14 protein-coding genes are annotated in these 15636 nt (G+C 67.3%); 7 read left to right on the plus strand and 7 right to left on the minus strand.

Annotated elements, in window-relative coordinates; all coding sequences use genetic code 11:
• Positions 1 to 50 precede the first annotated feature (50 nt).
• Positions 51 to 1745, plus strand: a complete 1695-nt coding sequence (locus AC6LJ2_RS06410; RefSeq protein WP_498151035.1) for a thiamine pyrophosphate-binding protein — start codon at positions 51 to 53, stop codon at positions 1743 to 1745.
• Positions 1746 to 1844: 99 nt separating this feature from the next.
• On the opposite strand, the gene AC6LJ2_RS06415 is transcribed toward AC6LJ2_RS06410, so the two are convergent.
• A complete protein-coding gene (locus AC6LJ2_RS06415) occupies positions 1845 to 2381 on the minus strand; it encodes a cysteine dioxygenase family protein (RefSeq protein WP_445658195.1) in 537 nt (178 codons plus the stop codon).
• Positions 2382 to 2545: 164 nt separating this feature from the next.
• On the opposite strand from AC6LJ2_RS06415, the gene AC6LJ2_RS06420 reads away from it, so the two are divergent.
• The 3 genes from AC6LJ2_RS06420 to AC6LJ2_RS06430 all read left to right on the plus strand — a co-directional run bounded on the left by AC6LJ2_RS06420 (position 2546) and on the right by AC6LJ2_RS06430 (position 4675).
• Complete coding sequence (locus AC6LJ2_RS06420; protein WP_263913851.1) at positions 2546 to 3325, plus strand: SDR family oxidoreductase; 780 nt, start codon at positions 2546 to 2548, stop codon at positions 3323 to 3325.
• Positions 3326 to 3409: 84 nt separating this feature from the next.
• Complete coding sequence (locus tag AC6LJ2_RS06425; RefSeq protein WP_025136643.1) at positions 3410 to 3868, plus strand: Lrp/AsnC family transcriptional regulator; 459 nt, start codon at positions 3410 to 3412, stop codon at positions 3866 to 3868.
• 195 nt (positions 3869 to 4063) lie between these two features.
• A complete protein-coding gene (locus tag AC6LJ2_RS06430) occupies positions 4064 to 4675 on the plus strand; it encodes a gamma-glutamylcyclotransferase (protein WP_175190696.1) in 612 nt (203 codons plus the stop codon).
• A gap of 71 nt (positions 4676 to 4746) precedes the next feature.
• On the opposite strand, the gene pagP is transcribed toward AC6LJ2_RS06430, so the two are convergent.
• From pagP to AC6LJ2_RS06450, 4 genes are all read right to left on the minus strand, one after another.
• On the minus strand, positions 4747 to 5301 hold the full coding sequence (gene pagP / locus AC6LJ2_RS06435) for a lipid IV(A) palmitoyltransferase PagP (RefSeq protein ID WP_263913852.1): 555 nt from the start codon (positions 5299 to 5301) through the stop codon (positions 4747 to 4749).
• A gap of 133 nt (positions 5302 to 5434) precedes the next feature.
• Entirely contained in the window at positions 5435 to 6907 is a 1473-nt protein-coding gene (gene mgtE, locus AC6LJ2_RS06440; RefSeq protein WP_263913853.1) for a magnesium transporter, read from the minus strand.
• Positions 6908 to 6917: 10 nt separating this feature from the next.
• Complete coding sequence (locus AC6LJ2_RS06445; protein WP_263913854.1) at positions 6918 to 7328, minus strand: acyl-CoA thioesterase; 411 nt, start codon at positions 7326 to 7328, stop codon at positions 6918 to 6920.
• 97 nt (positions 7329 to 7425) lie between these two features.
• Entirely contained in the window at positions 7426 to 8508 is a 1083-nt protein-coding gene (locus AC6LJ2_RS06450; RefSeq protein WP_263913855.1) for a YeiH family protein, read from the minus strand.
• A 148-nt stretch (positions 8509 to 8656) separates the two neighbouring features.
• Here AC6LJ2_RS06450 and AC6LJ2_RS06455 point away from each other — a divergent pair, with 148 nt between their 5' ends.
• Positions 8657 to 9553 (plus strand): LysR family transcriptional regulator, encoded by an 897-nt coding sequence (locus AC6LJ2_RS06455; protein ID WP_263913856.1) that lies wholly within the window; start codon positions 8657 to 8659, stop codon positions 9551 to 9553.
• Between the two features lie 20 nt (positions 9554 to 9573).
• Here the strand turns inward: AC6LJ2_RS06455 and AC6LJ2_RS06460 are convergent, their stop codons facing one another.
• Positions 9574 to 10770, minus strand: coding sequence for a M20 aminoacylase family protein (locus tag AC6LJ2_RS06460; RefSeq protein WP_263913857.1), 1197 nt, complete (start codon positions 10768 to 10770; stop codon positions 9574 to 9576).
• A 76-nt stretch (positions 10771 to 10846) separates the two neighbouring features.
• On the opposite strand from AC6LJ2_RS06460, the gene AC6LJ2_RS06465 reads away from it, so the two are divergent.
• Entirely contained in the window at positions 10847 to 12553 is a 1707-nt protein-coding gene (locus tag AC6LJ2_RS06465; protein ID WP_498151036.1) for an AMP-binding protein, read from the plus strand.
• A gap of 27 nt (positions 12554 to 12580) precedes the next feature.
• Here AC6LJ2_RS06465 and AC6LJ2_RS06470 read toward each other — a convergent pair whose 3' ends face one another.
• Positions 12581 to 13456: an inositol monophosphatase family protein gene (locus AC6LJ2_RS06470; RefSeq protein WP_498151037.1), complete on the minus strand. Its 876-nt coding sequence runs from the start codon at positions 13454 to 13456 to the stop codon at positions 12581 to 12583.
• Between the two features lie 141 nt (positions 13457 to 13597).
• On the opposite strand from AC6LJ2_RS06470, the gene mnmC reads away from it, so the two are divergent.
• Positions 13598 to 15472 carry a bifunctional tRNA (5-methylaminomethyl-2-thiouridine)(34)-methyltransferase MnmC2/FAD-dependent 5-carboxymethylaminomethyl-2-thiouridine(34) oxidoreductase MnmC1 gene (gene mnmC, locus AC6LJ2_RS06475; protein ID WP_498151038.1) on the plus strand — a complete coding sequence of 625 codons (1875 nt, stop codon included), beginning with the start codon at positions 13598 to 13600 and terminating at the stop codon, positions 15470 to 15472.
• Positions 15473 to 15636: the final 164 nt, after the last annotated feature.

Consider the following 15636-nt stretch of genomic DNA (forward strand, 5'->3'; position numbering starts at 1 on the left):
CGGCGGGACGCCCGGCGTTCCGCCCGTCCCGCGCATCGCGTGGAGAAGACATGGATACCTTGACCGGCGCCGAAGCAATGGTGCGGATGCTGCAACACAACGGCGTCCAACATATTTTCGGCCTGTGCGGCGACACCAGTCTGCCGTTCTACGACGCGCTCTATCGCCTGGACCATGGCATGCAGCACGTGCTGACCCGTGACGAGCGCAGTGCCGGCTACATGGCCGACGCCTATGCGCGCGTGACCGGCAAGGTCGGCGTCTGCGAAGGCCCGAGCGGCGGCGGCGCGACCTATTTGTTGCCGGGCTTGGTGGAGGCCAACGAGTCGTCCATTCCGGTGCTGGGCATCACGTCCGATGTGGCGGTGGGCTCGCGCGGCAAGTACCCGTTGACCGAACTGGACCAGGAAGCCCTGTACCGGCCACTGACGAAATGGAACCGCACGATCGACCGCGCGGACCAGATTCCCGGCATGGTGCGCGCCGCGTTCCGCGCCATGACGACCGGCAAGCCCGGCTCGGCGCACCTGTGCTTTCCGTATGACGTCATGAAGCAGCAAGTGGACGCGGCCGACGTGTGGGCACAGCCCGAGCACGCGCGCTTTCCGTCGCTGCGCTTTGCGCCGGACCCCGCCGATGTGGCGCGCGCCGCGCAGCGGCTGGTGGGGGCGCGCTCGCCCGTGATCATCTGCGGTGGCGGCGTGGTGATCGCCGGCGCCAGCGGCGCCTTGCAGGAACTGGCCGAAACCCTGAAAGCCGCGGTCTGCGTGACCGTCAGCGGTCAGGGCAGCCTGGCCGACACGCATCCGCTGAACGCGGGCGTGGTGGGTTCCAACGGCGGCGTGATGGCGACGCGCGACGTGGTGGCTGCGGCCGACGTGGTGCTGTTCGTCGGCTGCCGCGCGGGCTCGACGTCGACCGAACACTGGCGCTTCCCGAACCGCGACGTGCCGATCCTGCACATCGATATCGATCCGATGGTGATCGGCGCCAACTACCTGACCGAGGTCGGCCTGGTGGGCGATGCCAAGCTGGCGCTGGAGGCGCTGGGCGCCGAGGTGCAGGCGCGCCGCGCGCATCGACCGTCCGATGCCGTGGATGGCGCCGTGCTGGCCGGTCGCGCCAAGGCCGCGCGCCGGGCACAACTGGAGCCGCTGGCTGCCAGCCTGGATACGCCGATTCGTCCGGAGCGCGTAGTGCAGTCGCTGAATCGTCTGTTGCCCGATGACGCGGTGGTATGCGCAGACCCGGGCACCCCCTGCCCGTATTTTTCGGCCTATTACGACGTCTCGCGCCCCGGCCGCCATTTCATCACCAACCGTGCGCATGGCGCGCTGGGCTTCTCGATGTCGGCGGCCTTGGGCGCCTGGGTGGGCCGGCCGCAGTCCAAGTGCGTGTCCGTGATGGGCGACGGCAGCTTCGGCTTCACGGTCGGCGAGTTGGAAACCATCGTGCGCCACAAGGCGCCGCTGCTGATGATCGTGTTTTCGAATTCGGTCTATGGCTGGATCAAGGCCAGCCAGAAGGCCGGTTACGACCAGCGCTATTACAGCGTGGACTTCGATCGCACCGACCACGCCCGCATCGCCGAGGCCTACGGCGTGAAGGCCTGGCGGGTGGAAGATCCGGCCAAGCTGGACGCAGCGATCAAGGCGGCGATGGAACACGATGGCCCGGCGCTGATCGACGTGGTGGCGCAGCCGCTGCAGGATACGGCGGCGCCAGTCAGCCAGTGGATGGGTTGAGGCCCTCGCTGCAGCAACGGGGCCCGCGGGCCCCGTTTTTTTGGCCCCCGGCCAGCGTATTCTGCCCCGGGATTGGCGGCCTGTCCTTGCCGCACTTGCTCAGTGCGGGGCGGGCGTGGCGACCAGGTGGTTGACGCCGGTGCACAGGTCGGCCTGGGCCACGCCATAGATGTGCAGCGACACCGCGACGTCCGGGCCGGCATTGCCCAGCCGGTGAATCTGCTGCAGCCCCTGGCTGGCGGTGACGATGTCGCCGGGTCGGCGGCGGACTTCACCGCAGGCGATGGCGGCATCGGCCTGGGCATCCCAGCGGTAGTGGGTTTCAGTCAATTCGCCCTGCAGGACCTGGTAGGTGCACCAGGTCTTGTGGCCATGCACCGGGCTGAATTGGCCCGGGCGCCAGATCAGGTAGGCCACCGTGAAGGCGCCCAGCGGGTCGGCGTAGGCGATGTGGCGGGTGTAGGTGTCGGGGCGGCCGGCGCGCAGGTCGGCGGGCAGGGCCTGCAGCATGTCGCCGGCATTGGCGACGCTGGCGGCCAGGTCGCGCAGCAGGGAGCGGGCCGCGTTCATCTGGGCGGCCTGCACCGATTCGCACAGCGCACGCAGGTCAGCGGTGGCAAGGTGGACGGATGGCATGGGGATGCGCCTGAATGACAAGCCTTCATCATAGGGATTCGGGCGGGAATGCCTTTGCCAAATTCGGCTGCCGGCCATGCAAGATTAGAAAAAAATTCCATCCCGGCGGCCGGCCGGCGCTCCTATACTGATCCGCTTCTTGGCACAACTCTGGGGAGTCAGGCATGGATCTGGGTATCAGCGGCAAGACCGCATTGGTGTTCGGCGGCAGCCGCGGCATGGGCCGCGCGTGCGCCCTGCAATTGGCGCGTGAGGGCGTGGCGGTCACGATCGCGGCCCGCAATCCCAAGACGCTGGAGGCAGCCGCAGCCGATATTTCCCGCGAGACGGGCGTCGGGGTGGGCTGGGTGTCCGCCGACCTGACGCTGGAGGCGGGGCGCGAGGCCGCGCTGGCCGCGTGTCCGCATCCGGACATTCTCATCAATAATGCCGACGGCCCGATGCCCGGCGACTTCCGTGACTGGAGCCACGAGGACTGGATCGCGGCGCTGGATTCGATGATGCTGGGCCCCATCGACATGATCCGCCGGGTGGTGGACGGCATGATCGAGCGGCGTTTCGGGCGGATCGTCAATATCGTGTCTCGCAGCGTCAAGGCACCGCACGCCGAGCTGGGACTGTCCAACGGCGCCCGGGCCGGCCTGATCGGCTTTGTCAGCGGCCTGGCGCGCCAGACCGTGCGCCACAACGTGACCATCAACAACCTGCTGCCCGGCGCCTTTGCCACCGATGCGCAGGCCCGCCACATTCGAGGCATGCTGGAACAGACGGGCAAGACGTTCGAGCAACTGTGGGACGAGCGCGGCCGCGCCAGCCCCGCCGGCCGCTATGGCCAGCCCGAAGAACTGGGGGCGTTGTGCGCCTACGTCTGCTCGGCGCAGGCCAGCTACATGACGGCGCAGAACATCCTGCTGGACGGCGGCGGCTACCCCGGGACCTACTGACCGCTTGCGGGCAAGGGTGTTCCACGGCTGGACGGGCGCAGGTCGACAGGGCAAGATTGGGCCGACATTGCTTGAGGAAACCCCATGGACCAGACGGACATCAAGATCTTGGCGTTGCTGCAGAAGGACGCCACCTGCTCGGTTGCCGAAATCGCCGAGCAGGTCAATCTGTCCGTCACGCCATGCTGGCGCCGCATCCAGAAGCTCAAGGACGACGGTGTCATCGCGCGCAACGCCATCCTGCTGGACCCGCGCGCGCTGGGCTTGAACCTGACGGTTTTCGTGTCCATCAAGACCAGCCAGCACAACGAGAAATGGACGCAGAGCCTGATCAACGCGGTCATGGCGCTGCCCAATGTGGTGGAATTTCACCGCATGGCGGGCGACATCGATTACCTGCTCAAGGTGGTGGTCGAAGACATGGCGGCCTATGACCGGTTCTACCGTCGCCTGATCGCGGCGGTGGATCTGCTGGACGTCAGCGCCAGCTTTTCGATGGAAGTCATCAAAAGCACCACCGAACTGCCGCTGGACGCCGTCTAGCGCCCGGGGCGGGCCCCCCTGGCGCCCGGTCGGGATCTTGGGCGCGCAATTTTTTTCTCTTGCCGCCCCTTCCCGGGAATACAAATTTCTTTCGGGGTGTTGCGAGACGGCAATCTCGCAATTCTTTTGCGCGGCAGGCGGCGTAGCATATCCGTCATTCCTGCTATGGAATGAACCGGGATATCAGAGGACCCTATGTCGTTGGCAGTACCCACCGGCTGCGCCGGATTGGCGAAGACGCAACCCGCGTCGGTAGACGAGCTTTTGGCTGGATGGAACGGCACCGACGACCTGTGGGTGTTCGCCTACGGTTCCCTGATATGGCATCCCGGTTTTGCCTGGCGCGAGCGTCGTCTGGCGACGGTGCGTGGCTACCACCGGTCTCTGTGCCTGTGGTCGCATGACCATCGTGGTTCCCCTGACAATCCCGGATTGGTGTTCGGCCTGGACCGCGGCGGCTGTTGCCGCGGCGTGGCCTTCCTGATTGCCGCGAGCGATGTGCCGGCCGTGTTCCAGGCGCTGTGGCGCCGCGAGATGGTCACCGGCGCCTATACCCCGCGTTGGCTGGCCTGCCATACCGAGCAAGCGCCGGTGCGGGGCCTGGTGTTCCTGCTGAACCGCGCCTGCCAGGAATACGCCGCCGACCTGTCCGATGATCGCCTGCTGGCCTCGGTGCGCAATGCGGTGGGGCATTCCGGGCCTTGCCTGGACTACGTGGTGGAAACCGAGAGGGCCTTGCGGGCCCACGGGATCGATGACTGGCGCCTGGGTGAGCTGGTGCGCAGGCTGGGCCTTCAGCCCTGCTGAGGCGGCGCCGACAGACGAACGGGGCCTTTCGGCCCCGTAAATATCAGACGCTATCCTGTGGCGTGGCCGCGTCAGAACGCCCAGCGGCCGAACATGAACAGCACGTTACCCGCGCCGCGCGAACCGGGAATGTACGTGGCGTACAGCATGGTGTCCTTGTAGCCGGCCGAGACCAGCGGCAGCACGCCGGGAAATGGCACGTAGCTCATGATGTCGTGGCGTGCCGTCAGGAACACCGTGTAGCCGGCGCCCAGGCGGAAGTTCTCGCTCACGCGGCCGATCTTCAGGAACCCGTAGCCGGCGATGGGTTCCACCTTGCTGTGCGAATCCAGGAACGCCATGGCGTACAGGCCCTGCCAGTCGCCGTCTTCGTCGTAGATGCTGCGGCCGTAGCCGCCGCCCCAGGCCAATTCGTTGAAGCTGTTGATCTTGTCGCGGCTGTACATCGCGCGGTTGTGCCACGCATAGCCACTGAAATAGAGGTCGTTGCCGCCTTCCGTCCAGATCTGGTCGATCCGGTTGCAGGCGGACTGCGCCCAGGAAGGCAGGTTGTCACAGGCGTGCGCGGCGGCGCTGAAAGTCGAGAGCAGCAGGCAAAACAGCGCTGCCCGGAGTCTGGCGGTCATGGGTGGAGCAGTGAATGGAATGACAATTCCGTTACTGTAACGGAGCGCCTTTCACATTGACTGTCACTTAGCTGTCACCTGGCCGCTGATGACATCCGATGAAACACTGATGCACGCGTCCGTTGCGGACGCGCTACAGCAGGAAAATGGTCGCCAGCCCCAGGAAGATGAAAAAGCCGAGCGAGTCCGTCGCGAAGGTGAGCAGCACCGACGAGCCCATGGCGGGGTCCTTGCCGAAGCGGGCCCGCAGCATGGGCACCAGCACGCCGACGGACGCGCCGACCAGCATGTTGCAGATCATGGCGGCCATCATGACCAGGGCAATCGACAGCGAATGCGAGATGGCCCAGGCGAACAAGGCGGCCACCAGGCTGCCGCACAGCCCCACCATCAGGGTCACGAAGAGCTCGCGCTTGACCAGTTGCCACAGGTTGCGCCCGGTGATGCGGCCCATGGCCAGCGCGCGGATGATCAGCGTCATGGTCTGGTTGCCCGAGTTGCCGCCGATGCCGGCAACGATGGACATCAGGAACGCCAGGATGACGATCTGGCTGACCGTGCCTTCGAATTGCGATGCCACGAACGACGCCGTGGCCGCGGTACAGAGGTTGAACAGCAGCCAGGGCGCGCGGTTGCGCAGCGCGGTGCTGACCGGCGCGAAGATGTCTTCTTCTTGCAGACCGGCACGTGACAGGGCCTGCTCTTGCGAGTCTTCGCGCATCACGTCGACGACGTCGGCGATGGTGACGCGGCCGATCAGGCGACCCTGGTCGTCCATGACGGGGGCGGACACCAGGTCGTAACGTTCGAAGGCGCCGGCGGCATCGGCGTCGGAATCCAGCGGGTTGAGCGCCAGGAAGTCCGAATTCATGACCGCGCGCACTTCGGTTTCGGGCTCGCTGACCAAGAGGCGCGACAGGGGCAGGATGCCTTGCAGCTTGTCTTGCCGGTCGACCACGAAGATCTGGTCGGTGTGGTCGGGCAGTTCGTGCAGGCGGCGCAGGTAGCGCAGCACGACCTCAAGCGTGACGTCTTCGCGCACGCGGACCATTTCGAAGTCCATGATGGCGCCGACGCTGTCTTCCGGATAGCCCATGGCTTCCAGCAGTTGCGCACGCTCTTCTTCGGTCAGGCCTTTCTGGACTTCGGCGACGACGTCGGGCGGCAGGTCGGGCGCCAGGTCGGCCAGCTCGTCGGCGTCCATGTTGCCGGTGGCGGCCACCAGGTCCTGGCGGTCCATCGCTTCGATCAGCGATTCGCGCACCCAGTCTTCGACTTCGAGCAGCACGTCTGCATCGTGCTCGGGGCTGACCAGCTTCCAGATGGCCTGGCGTTCATCCTTGGGCAGCGATTCCAGGATGAAGGCGATATCCGCCGGATGCAGGCCGTCGAGCAGGGTCTTGAGTTCGGCTTCGTGCTGGCGATGCACCAGGTCTTCGACCAGGGTGGCCTTGGCATCGCCTTCTTCCTGGCGATGGACCAGGTCGGCAACCAATTGCTGGCGGCGCAGACGTTCCTGGACTTCCGCCAGGGCGTGTTGCGCGTCTTCCGGGTCGAGGCGACGGGGCGTCGCAGGCGGTTTCTGCGCGGCGGCGGACTGCGTCATGCGTTACGGCTCAAAGAATGGGGAGGGGGCGGCTGCGCCGCGCTTCGTCGGTGGCCACGTAGGTCAGTGTGGCTTCGGTGACCTTGACGACTTCGGCATCCAGCCGTTGGCGTTCGGCGTAGACCTCGACCGATACCGTGACGGACGTCTTGCCGGTCTTGATGACCGCGGCGTAGAAACTGAGCAGGTCGCCCACGAAGACGGGCTGCTTGAACTGGAAGGCGTTGACGGCGACGGTGGCTACACGGCCGGCCGCGCGGCGGGCCGCGGGGATGGACCCCGCGATGTCGACCTGGGACATGATCCAGCCGCCGAAAACATCCCCGTGGATATTGGCGTCCGCCGGCATCGGCATGACGCGCAATACCGCGTCGCGATCGGCGGGCAAAGTCGTGAAGGGGGTTTTGGTGCTGGAGGTCATGCGGCCGGCTCCAATGCAAGGCAACCAGCCGATTATGCAGGAAAAACGTGGCCCCCGGGCGCGTGCCGGGGGCCTGCCGCAGCGGTTTATCGCCGGATCACGAAGCCAGCTTGACGATGCCGTAGCCGCCCACCAGCAGCCAGGCGTACAGGATCAGGCCCAGCGCCATCACGCGGGGACCGGCCTTGCGGATCTGGGCGAAGCGGGTTTCGATGCCCAGCGCCGTCATGGCCATGGTCAGGGCGAAGACGTCCAGGCGGCGGATGGCGGCGACAACGTCGGCCGGGATGATGTTGAGCGAATTGATGATGGCCAGGACCAGGAAGCCGACCGCGAACCAGGGGATGGGCAGCTTGGCGCCCTTGGCCTGGCCGCCGGCGTGGCTGGCGGCGCTGCGCAGGTACAGGCCCAGCACCAGCAGCACGGGTACCAGCAGCGCGACGCGGGTCATCTTGACGATGGTGGCGACTTCGGTGGTGGCCGGGTCGATGTTGCTGGCGGCGCCGACGACCTGGGCCACTTCATGGATGGTGCCGCCGATGTAGATGCCCAGGGCCTGGGTGTCGAACTGAAGCCAGCCGGCGTGGTACAGCACCGGGTACAGGAACATGGACAGGGTGCCGAACAGCACCACGGTGGCGACGGCCACGGCGCTTTTGTGCGGCGCTGCGCGCAATGTGGGTTCGAAGGCCAGCACGGCGGCCGCGCCGCAGATGGCGCTGCCGGCGGCCGTCAGCATGGCGGTGTCGCGGTCCAGGCCCAACAGGCGCTGTCCCACCAGGGTGCCGATCACGAGCGTGCCCACCACCACCGCCACCGATACGGCCAGGCCGGGCAGGCCGACGGCGGCGATCTGCTGGATGCTGATGTTCAGGCCATAAAAGGCGACGGCGATGCGCAGGAGGCGGCGCGCGGTGAAGTTGACCCCCACACCCCAGTCGACCGGCATGGTGCCGCGCAGGAAGTTGCCGTACAGCATGCCGCAGACGATGCCGACGACCAACGGCGAGAAACCCAGTTGCCGGATGGCGGGCAGGTCCGCCAGCTGCATGACGGCGGCGGCCATGAGGCCGACGAACAGCACGCCGTTGAGCTTGTCGCGCCAGGGCGTGGCGGTTGCCGCAGGGGCGGCGGCCGGGGAGGCGGGGAGAGGGGCGGTGGCGCTGGTGGCGGAGCTCATGGCGGGCCTTTGGGCATATCTACATAACTAGACGAAATATTAATTTCCGGCCCGTTATTTGAAAAATCTTTATTTTGAATATGTAATATCGGAAATCCTGATAGTTAATCGGACCCGGGCCGCCTGCCCTGGGATTGGGTGCTTCTTCATGACTCCAGACCAACTGCTTACCTTTGCCGCCGTTGCCGATGCCGGCAACATCAGCCGCGCCGCGCAGGCGCTGCATCTGTCGCAGCCGGCGGTGTCCGGCCAGTTGCGGGCCCTGCAGGAATGGTTCGGCGAGCCGCTGTACCGCCGCAGCGGCCACGGCATTGCGCTGACGGACGCGGGCGAGCGCCTGGCCGAACAGGCGCGCCAACTGCGTCAGGTGTACCGACAGGCGCAGGCGGTGCGCGAATCCTGGCGCGGGCTGGAAACCGGTGCGCTGCGACTGGGGGCCAGCACGACGCCGGCCAGTTACCTGCTGCCGGCGCTGGTAGCCGATTTCCGGCATGCCTTTCCGGCGGTCAGCCTGCACCTGTCCGATGGCAATACCCGCGAAATCGTTGAACGCCTGCCGGCGCTGGACCTGGCTTTCATCGAAGGCGATGTGCCGGCCGGCCTGCCTGCCGACACGGCGGTGCACGCCTGGCGGCAGGACGAAGTGGTGGCGATCGTGCGGGCCGATCACGCCCTGGCGGGCAAGGGGGCCGTCACGCTGCGTGACCTGGCGGCGTCGGCGCTGGTGATGCGCGAGCCGGGTTCAGGCGTGCGCCGACTGGTCGAACGCGCTTTCGCGGATGCGGGGCTGGCGCCGTCGATCGGCCTGGAACTGGCGGGGGTGGAAGGGGTGAAGCAGGCGGTGCGCGCCGGCCTGGGCGTGGGATTCGTGTCGGCGATGTCGATGCGGCACGAAGACGGCGCGCTGGCGGCCTTGCGGCTGCTGCCCCGGCCGCTGACGCGCACGTTGAGCATCCTGGTGCCGCATGCCGATGCAGCGGCCCGCGCGGCCCGGCGTTTCCTGGCGATGTGCCTGGCGGTGGGGGCAGGCCAGGCCGCGAATTAGCCGCGGCCGGCCCCGGGGACTCAGGCCTTGGCCAGGCGCTTGAGCGCCAGTTGCACCCAGTAAGTGCCGCCCAGCGGCAGCAGGTCGTCGTTGAAGTCGTAGCTGCCGTTGTGCAGCATGCAGGGGCCCAGGCCGTGGCCGGCGGCGCGGTGGTCGCCCGTGCCGTTGCCGATCCAGACATAGGCGCCAGGCAATTCCTGCAGCATGAAGGCGAAGTCTTCGGCGCCCATGGTGGGCTGGACGTGATCGTTGACCATGTCGTCGCCGACGATGCCGCGCATGACGTCGGCACAGAAGGCGGCTTCGTCGGGGTGGTTGATGGTGGGCGGGTAGTTGCGCTGGAAGGTGAACTGCACTTCGCAGTCCATGGCCGCGCAGGTGTGGCGCGCGATTTCTTCCATACGGCGTTCGATCAGGTCAAGCACGTCCAGCGTGAAGGTGCGCACGGTGCCGCGCAGTTCGGCGTGGTTGGGCACGACGTTGTCGGCGCTGCCCGCGTGGATCTGCGTGATGCTCAGCACGGCGGCATCCAGCGGATTGCGGTTGCGCGTGATGATGGTCTGCAACGACTGCGCCAACTGCACGGCAGCCATCACGGGATCGATGCCCAGGTTGGGCATGCCGGCATGGGTGCCCTTGCCCTTGATCACGATCGAGAATTCGTTGCTGGACGCCATGATGGGGCCGGCGGTCACGCCGAACTGGCCGGCTTTCATGCCGGGCCAGTTGTGCATGCCGAACACGGCCTCCATGGGGAAGCGGGTGAACAGGCCGTCGTCGATCATGCGCTTGGCGCCGCCACCGCCTTCTTCGGCGGGCTGGAAGATGACGTAGACCGTGCCGGCGAAATCGCGGTGCTGCGACAGGTAGCGCGCGGCCGCCAGCAGCATGGCCGTGTGGCCGTCGTGGCCGCAGGCGTGCATCTTGCCTTCGTGCTTGCTGGCGTGGTCGAAGGTGTTGGCTTCCTGCATGGGCAGGGCGTCCATGTCGGCGCGCAGGCCGACGGCGCGTTCGCCCGGCTGGTTGCCGCGGATGATGCCGACCACGCCCGTGCCGCCCAGGCCCCGGTGGATCTCGATGCCCCATTCTTCAAGCTTGGCCGCCACCACGTCCGCCGTGCGGAATTCCTCGAACGCGAGTTCGGGATGGGCGTGGATGTCGCGTCGGATCTGGGAGATGTCGTGGTGCCAGGCGACGATGGGTTCGAGCAGTTTCATGGGAGGGATCAAGCGGAATTTGGGAACGCAACAAGGTTATCATCAATCAAAAGCCAATTTAATGGAGACAAACACCATGACCCGCCCGTGGCTTGCCCATTACCCGCAAGGGGTTCCCGCCGATATCTCCACCGACGGCTACACCTCGCTGACCGATCTGCTGGACCGCGCCTGCAAGCAGTATTCGTCCCGCATTGCGCTGACGGCCATGGGTAGCGACATCACCTATGCGCAACTGGACGCGCATGCCCGGGCGTTCGCAGGGTGGCTGCAAAGCCTGGGGCTGCCCAAGGGCTCGCGCGTCGCGCTGATGATGCCCAACGTGCCGGCCTACCTGGTCGCCATGCTGGGCACGCTGCGAGCCGGCCACGCGGTGGTCAACGTCAATCCGCTCTATACCGCCGACGAACTGCAACGCCAGTTGCTCGATAGCGGGGCGTCCGTCATTGTCATTCTCGAGAATTTCGCGCACACGCTGCAAAGCGTCACCGACCGCGGTTCGCTCAAGCACATCGTGGTGACGGGCCCGGGCGACCTGCTTGGCGGCCTGAAGGCGCCGCTGGTCAATCTGGCGGCCCGCTATATCAAGAAGCTGGTGCCCGCCTGGCGCATCGACGGCGCGCTCATGCTGCCGCAGGTGCTGGCCCAGGGCGCGCGGCTGCCGTTCGCCGCGCCCGCCATATCAATGGACGATCTGGCGGTGCTGCAATACACCGGCGGCACCACCGGCGTGCCCAAGGGGGCGATGCTGTCGCACCGCAACCTGACCGCCAACGTGATGCAGATGGAAGCGGTGGCCAGCCCCGCGCTGCACGACATGGCGGGGCGGCAGATCACCATTCTCAGCGCCTTGCCGCTCTACCACGTGTTCGCCATGACGGTCTGCGGCCTGTATGGCCTGCACGCGGGCATGCGCAATGTGCTTGTCATCAATCCGCGCGACCAGCCTTCGCTGATCGGGGCGTGGCGCAAGACGCCCATCAACGTGTTTCCGGGCGTCAATACGCTGTTCAACGCGCTGGCCCACAACGAGGATTTCGCCAAGCTCGATTTCTCCGGCTTGCGGCTGACCTTGGGCGGTGGCATGGCGGTGCAGCAGGCGGTGGCCGAGCGCTGGCTGAAGATCACCGGGCGGCCGTTGGTCGAGGGCTACGGCTTGTCCGAGACGTCGCCGGTGGCCACGGTGAACCCGACCAACGCCACCGCGTATTCCGGGTCCATCGGCCTGCCGCTGCCGTCCACCGAGGTGGCGATTCTTGACGACGCGGGCAACGAAGTGCCGTTGGGCGAGCGCGGCGAAGTCGCCATCCGCGGGCCGCAGGTCATGCTGGGCTACTGGCAAAAGCCGGAGGAAACCCGCCACGCCATGACCGCCGACGGCTATTTCCGCACCGGCGACATCGGCATCATGGACGACAAGGGCTACACCCGCATCGTCGACCGCAAGAAAGACATGATCACGGTGTCCGGCTTCAAGGTCTATCCGAACGAGGTCGAAGCGGCGGTGGCGCAGATGCCCGGCGTGCTGGAATGCGCAGCCATCGGCGTGCCGGACGAACATTCGGGCGAGGCCGTGAAGGTGTTCGTCGTGAAGAAAGACCCGTCGCTGACCGAAGCCCAGGTGCAGGCGTGGTGCAAGGACAAGCTGACCGGCTACAAGCGGCCGCGTTTCGTGGAGTTCCGCGACGAGCTGCCCAAGAGCAACGTCGGCAAGATCCTGCGGCGTGAGCTGCGCCCCGATGCCGATGCCAAGGCCGCTGCGCCGCAGGGCCACGCAGCCTGATCTGCGCTGATGCGCGGCGGCCGGGCGTCAGCCCGGCGGGGCCAGGTGCGGGGCAATCATGTCGTGCAGGGCGCGTTCGATGTCGCGGTTGCCGGCTACCACGCGCCCGCCGATGGGCCAGGAATCCGTGCGATGCATGTCGCTGCAGGCGCCGCCCGCTTCGCGCACGATCAGGGTGCCCGCCGCCACGTCCCAGGGGGCCAGCCCCATTTCCCAATAGCCGTCATAGCGGCCGCAGGCCGTCCAGGCCAGATCCAGCGCCGCGGCGCCCATGCGCCGCACGCCGCGCGCGCGGTTGATGGCCTCGTGCAGCATCGGCATGTATTGGCTGGCGAAAGAAAAATCGCGGAACGGAAAACCCGTGGCCAGCACCGAGTCTTCGAGCGTGCGGGTGCGTGAACACGAGATGCGGCGACCGTTGAGCCACGCGCCCAGGCCATACACGGCGGTGAAGAGTTCTTCGCGGCAGGGGTCGTAGACCACGCCGACGACGGGGGTGTCGACGGCCAGGCGTTCGTTGGCCGAAATGGCCGTGCCGGCATGCGCGATCAGGGCGATCGACACCGCATAGTGGGGGATGTCGTGCAGGAAATTGGTGGTGCCGTCGAGCGGATCGATGTACCAGGTGGCAATGCCCTGGGCCTGGCCGCCGGTTTCTTCGGCGACGATGCCGAACTTGGGCGTGCGGGCCTGCAGCTCCTGGATAATGACAGCCTCGGCTTCGCGGTCAGCCTGCGATACGAGATCATTGCGCGCCTTGCGGTCGATCACGAGATCGGTGCGGTGATGCGCGTAGGATTGCAGGATGGCGGCACCGGCATGCGCCGCTGTGACGGCCGCGTCGATGGCGGCGCACAGGTCAATGGATGAAGCCAGCGAGCGGGGCTGATCATAGGTTTCCATGAATCGAGTGTAAGCCCAGGTATGCGTCAAATTCGTGGCCACGCCCGCAAAACCCGCATGGTGCGTGGCGTCCATCCAACGCCGCCCCCCGCGTCGTCCGATAATCCTTAGTGTCAGACATTCGTTCCATACGCCGTTTCCATGTCCTCGTCCTACGTTCCCCTGACCCCCGCCGCCGCTGAATTCGATGCGCAGGGCCGCCTTTACAGCCCGGTCTATGGCGACGTGTATCACTCGCCGTCGGGGGCGTTGGGGCAGGCGGAACATGTGTTCCTGCGTGGCAATGGCCTGCCCGAACGCTGGCGTGGGCGAGGCGCCTTCACGGTATGCGAGACCGGATTCGGCCTGGGGCTGAACTTCCTGGCGCTCTGGCGCGCGTGGCGCGACGATCCGCAGCGGTCGCGGACCCTGCACGTGGTGTCGCTGGAAGCGCATCCGTTTGCGCGCGCGGATCTCGCAGCGTTGCTGGCGCGGCATGCCCCGGAGCCGCTGGCGGCGCTGGGCGCGCAACTGGCGGCGCAATGGCCGCCGCTGCTGCCAGGCCTGCACCGCCTGGAATTCGAGGGCGGTGCGGTGACGCTGACCCTGGGTCTGGGCGATGCGCAGACGCTGGCCCCGCGCCTGTCTGCCAGGGTGGACGCTTACTTTCTCGACGGCTTTGCGCCCGAGCGCAATCCGCACATGTGGCAGGCGCCGCTGCTCAAGGCGCTGGCGCGGCTGGCGGCGCCCGGCGCCACCGTGGCGACCTGGGCATGCACGGGCGAATTGCGGCGAGCCTTGCAAGAGGCGGGTTTCGAGGCGCGTCGGGCGCCGGGTTATGGCGGCAAATGGCACATGACCGTGGGCTCGGTGGCGGCGCCCGGCGCCGCGGCAGGGGCGCCTGCCGTGGCCGACGCGGACCGCCATGCCGTAGTGGTCGGGGCGGGGCTGGCCGGGTCGGGGATCGCGCAGTCGCTGGCGCTGCGCGGATGGCGCGTGACGGTGCTGGATGCCTCGCTGGCGCAAGGCATTGCCGCCCATGCGGGCCACGCCGCCGCGGCGTTGACGCCTGTGCTGGCGCGGGACGATAACGCGCGGGCGCGCTTGTCGCGCGCGGGCAGCGCCCGGGCGTTGGCGCGTTGGGCGGGCTTGCCTGTTGGCGCGGCGCCGACGGTCTGCGGTACGGTGCAGCTCGAACGCGACGCGGGCCGCGCGGCCGCGCTGGCCGGCACGCTGGAAACCCTGGCCTTCCCCCGCGATTGGGTGCGCGAAGTCAGTCGCGATGAAGCCAGCGCGTTGGCCGGACTGCCACTGGCACGCGGCGGCGTGTTTTTTGGCCAGGGCATGTTGGTGCAGCCCGACCGGCTGGTTCCCGCGTTGCTGGCGACGCCCGGGGTGCAGGTCGTGCCCGGCGCGGTGGCGCGGGTGCTGGCCGAGGCAGGCGGCTGGCGTGTCCTGGATGCGGCGGGCCACGAATTGGCGCGGGCCGACACCGTCATCCTGGCCAACGCCTTCGGGGCGCAGGCGGTATTGGAGGCCAGCGGCTGGCTGGCGCCCCTGCCGCGGGTGGCGCAGATGCATGCGCTGGCCGGCGAAGTGACCCTGGTGCCGGCCGTGGCCTTGGCGGGCGGCCCCCGCTGCGTGGTGGGGGGCGAAGGTTATCTGCTGCCGGACACCGGAGCCGGTTGCGTCGTGGGCAGCACCTATGTGCATGGCGCGACGCAGGCGGGCATCGGCGCCGAGGGCCAGCGGGTCACGCTGGACAAGGCGGCGGGGCTGCTGGGGGGCGCATTTCCGGCGTTCGACGCGTTGGTGCCGGGCGCCTTGCCGGGTTGGGCGGGGTGGCGCGCGGTGTTGCCGGGGCGCCTGCCCGCCGTGGGGCCGCTGGCGCATGCGCCGGGCGTGTGGCTGGCCGCCGGTTATGCGTCGCGGGGGCTGTCGTGGTCGGCATTGATGGGGGATCTGATTGCCGCGCGCCTTTGCGGCGAACCGTCACCCCTTGAAACCGATCTGGCCCAACTTATTTCGCCGCGCTGAAAAAAACTTCAGCGCCCCGGGGGGAGTCGGGCGAGGTGGCGTAGAATTGCGGGAAATGCCAGGATTTGGCGCCAAATAGCCCGCTTTGGGCTCAAAGTTGGCGTTCCGGCGGCGCACCGGTGGTTGGCCGGACACGCGTTGGCGGGGGGCTTTGTGACCCCTTT

It is taken from the genome of Achromobacter sp. 1014246743, assembly GCF_059760725.1.

Coding starts and splice junctions, on each gene's coding strand:
- AC6LJ2_RS06410 (WP_498151035.1), top strand. CDS start 51: ATGGATACCTTGACCGGCGCCGAAGCAATGGTGCGGATGCTGCAACAC.
- AC6LJ2_RS06415 (WP_445658195.1), bottom strand. CDS start 2,381: ATGCCATCCGTCCACCTTGCCACCGCTGACCTGCGTGCGCTGTGCGAA.
- AC6LJ2_RS06420 (WP_263913851.1), top strand. CDS start 2,546: ATGGATCTGGGTATCAGCGGCAAGACCGCATTGGTGTTCGGCGGCAGC.
- AC6LJ2_RS06425 (WP_025136643.1), top strand. CDS start 3,410: ATGGACCAGACGGACATCAAGATCTTGGCGTTGCTGCAGAAGGACGCC.
- AC6LJ2_RS06430 (WP_175190696.1), top strand. CDS start 4,064: ATGTCGTTGGCAGTACCCACCGGCTGCGCCGGATTGGCGAAGACGCAA.
- pagP (WP_263913852.1), bottom strand. CDS start 5,301: ATGACCGCCAGACTCCGGGCAGCGCTGTTTTGCCTGCTGCTCTCGACT.
- mgtE (WP_263913853.1), bottom strand. CDS start 6,907: ATGACGCAGTCCGCCGCCGCGCAGAAACCGCCTGCGACGCCCCGTCGC.
- AC6LJ2_RS06445 (WP_263913854.1), bottom strand. CDS start 7,328: ATGACCTCCAGCACCAAAACCCCCTTCACGACTTTGCCCGCCGATCGC.
- AC6LJ2_RS06450 (WP_263913855.1), bottom strand. CDS start 8,508: ATGAGCTCCGCCACCAGCGCCACCGCCCCTCTCCCCGCCTCCCCGGCC.
- AC6LJ2_RS06455 (WP_263913856.1), top strand. CDS start 8,657: ATGACTCCAGACCAACTGCTTACCTTTGCCGCCGTTGCCGATGCCGGC.
- AC6LJ2_RS06460 (WP_263913857.1), bottom strand. CDS start 10,770: ATGAAACTGCTCGAACCCATCGTCGCCTGGCACCACGACATCTCCCAG.
- AC6LJ2_RS06465 (WP_498151036.1), top strand. CDS start 10,847: ATGACCCGCCCGTGGCTTGCCCATTACCCGCAAGGGGTTCCCGCCGAT.
- AC6LJ2_RS06470 (WP_498151037.1), bottom strand. CDS start 13,456: ATGGAAACCTATGATCAGCCCCGCTCGCTGGCTTCATCCATTGACCTG.
- mnmC (WP_498151038.1), top strand. CDS start 13,598: ATGTCCTCGTCCTACGTTCCCCTGACCCCCGCCGCCGCTGAATTCGAT.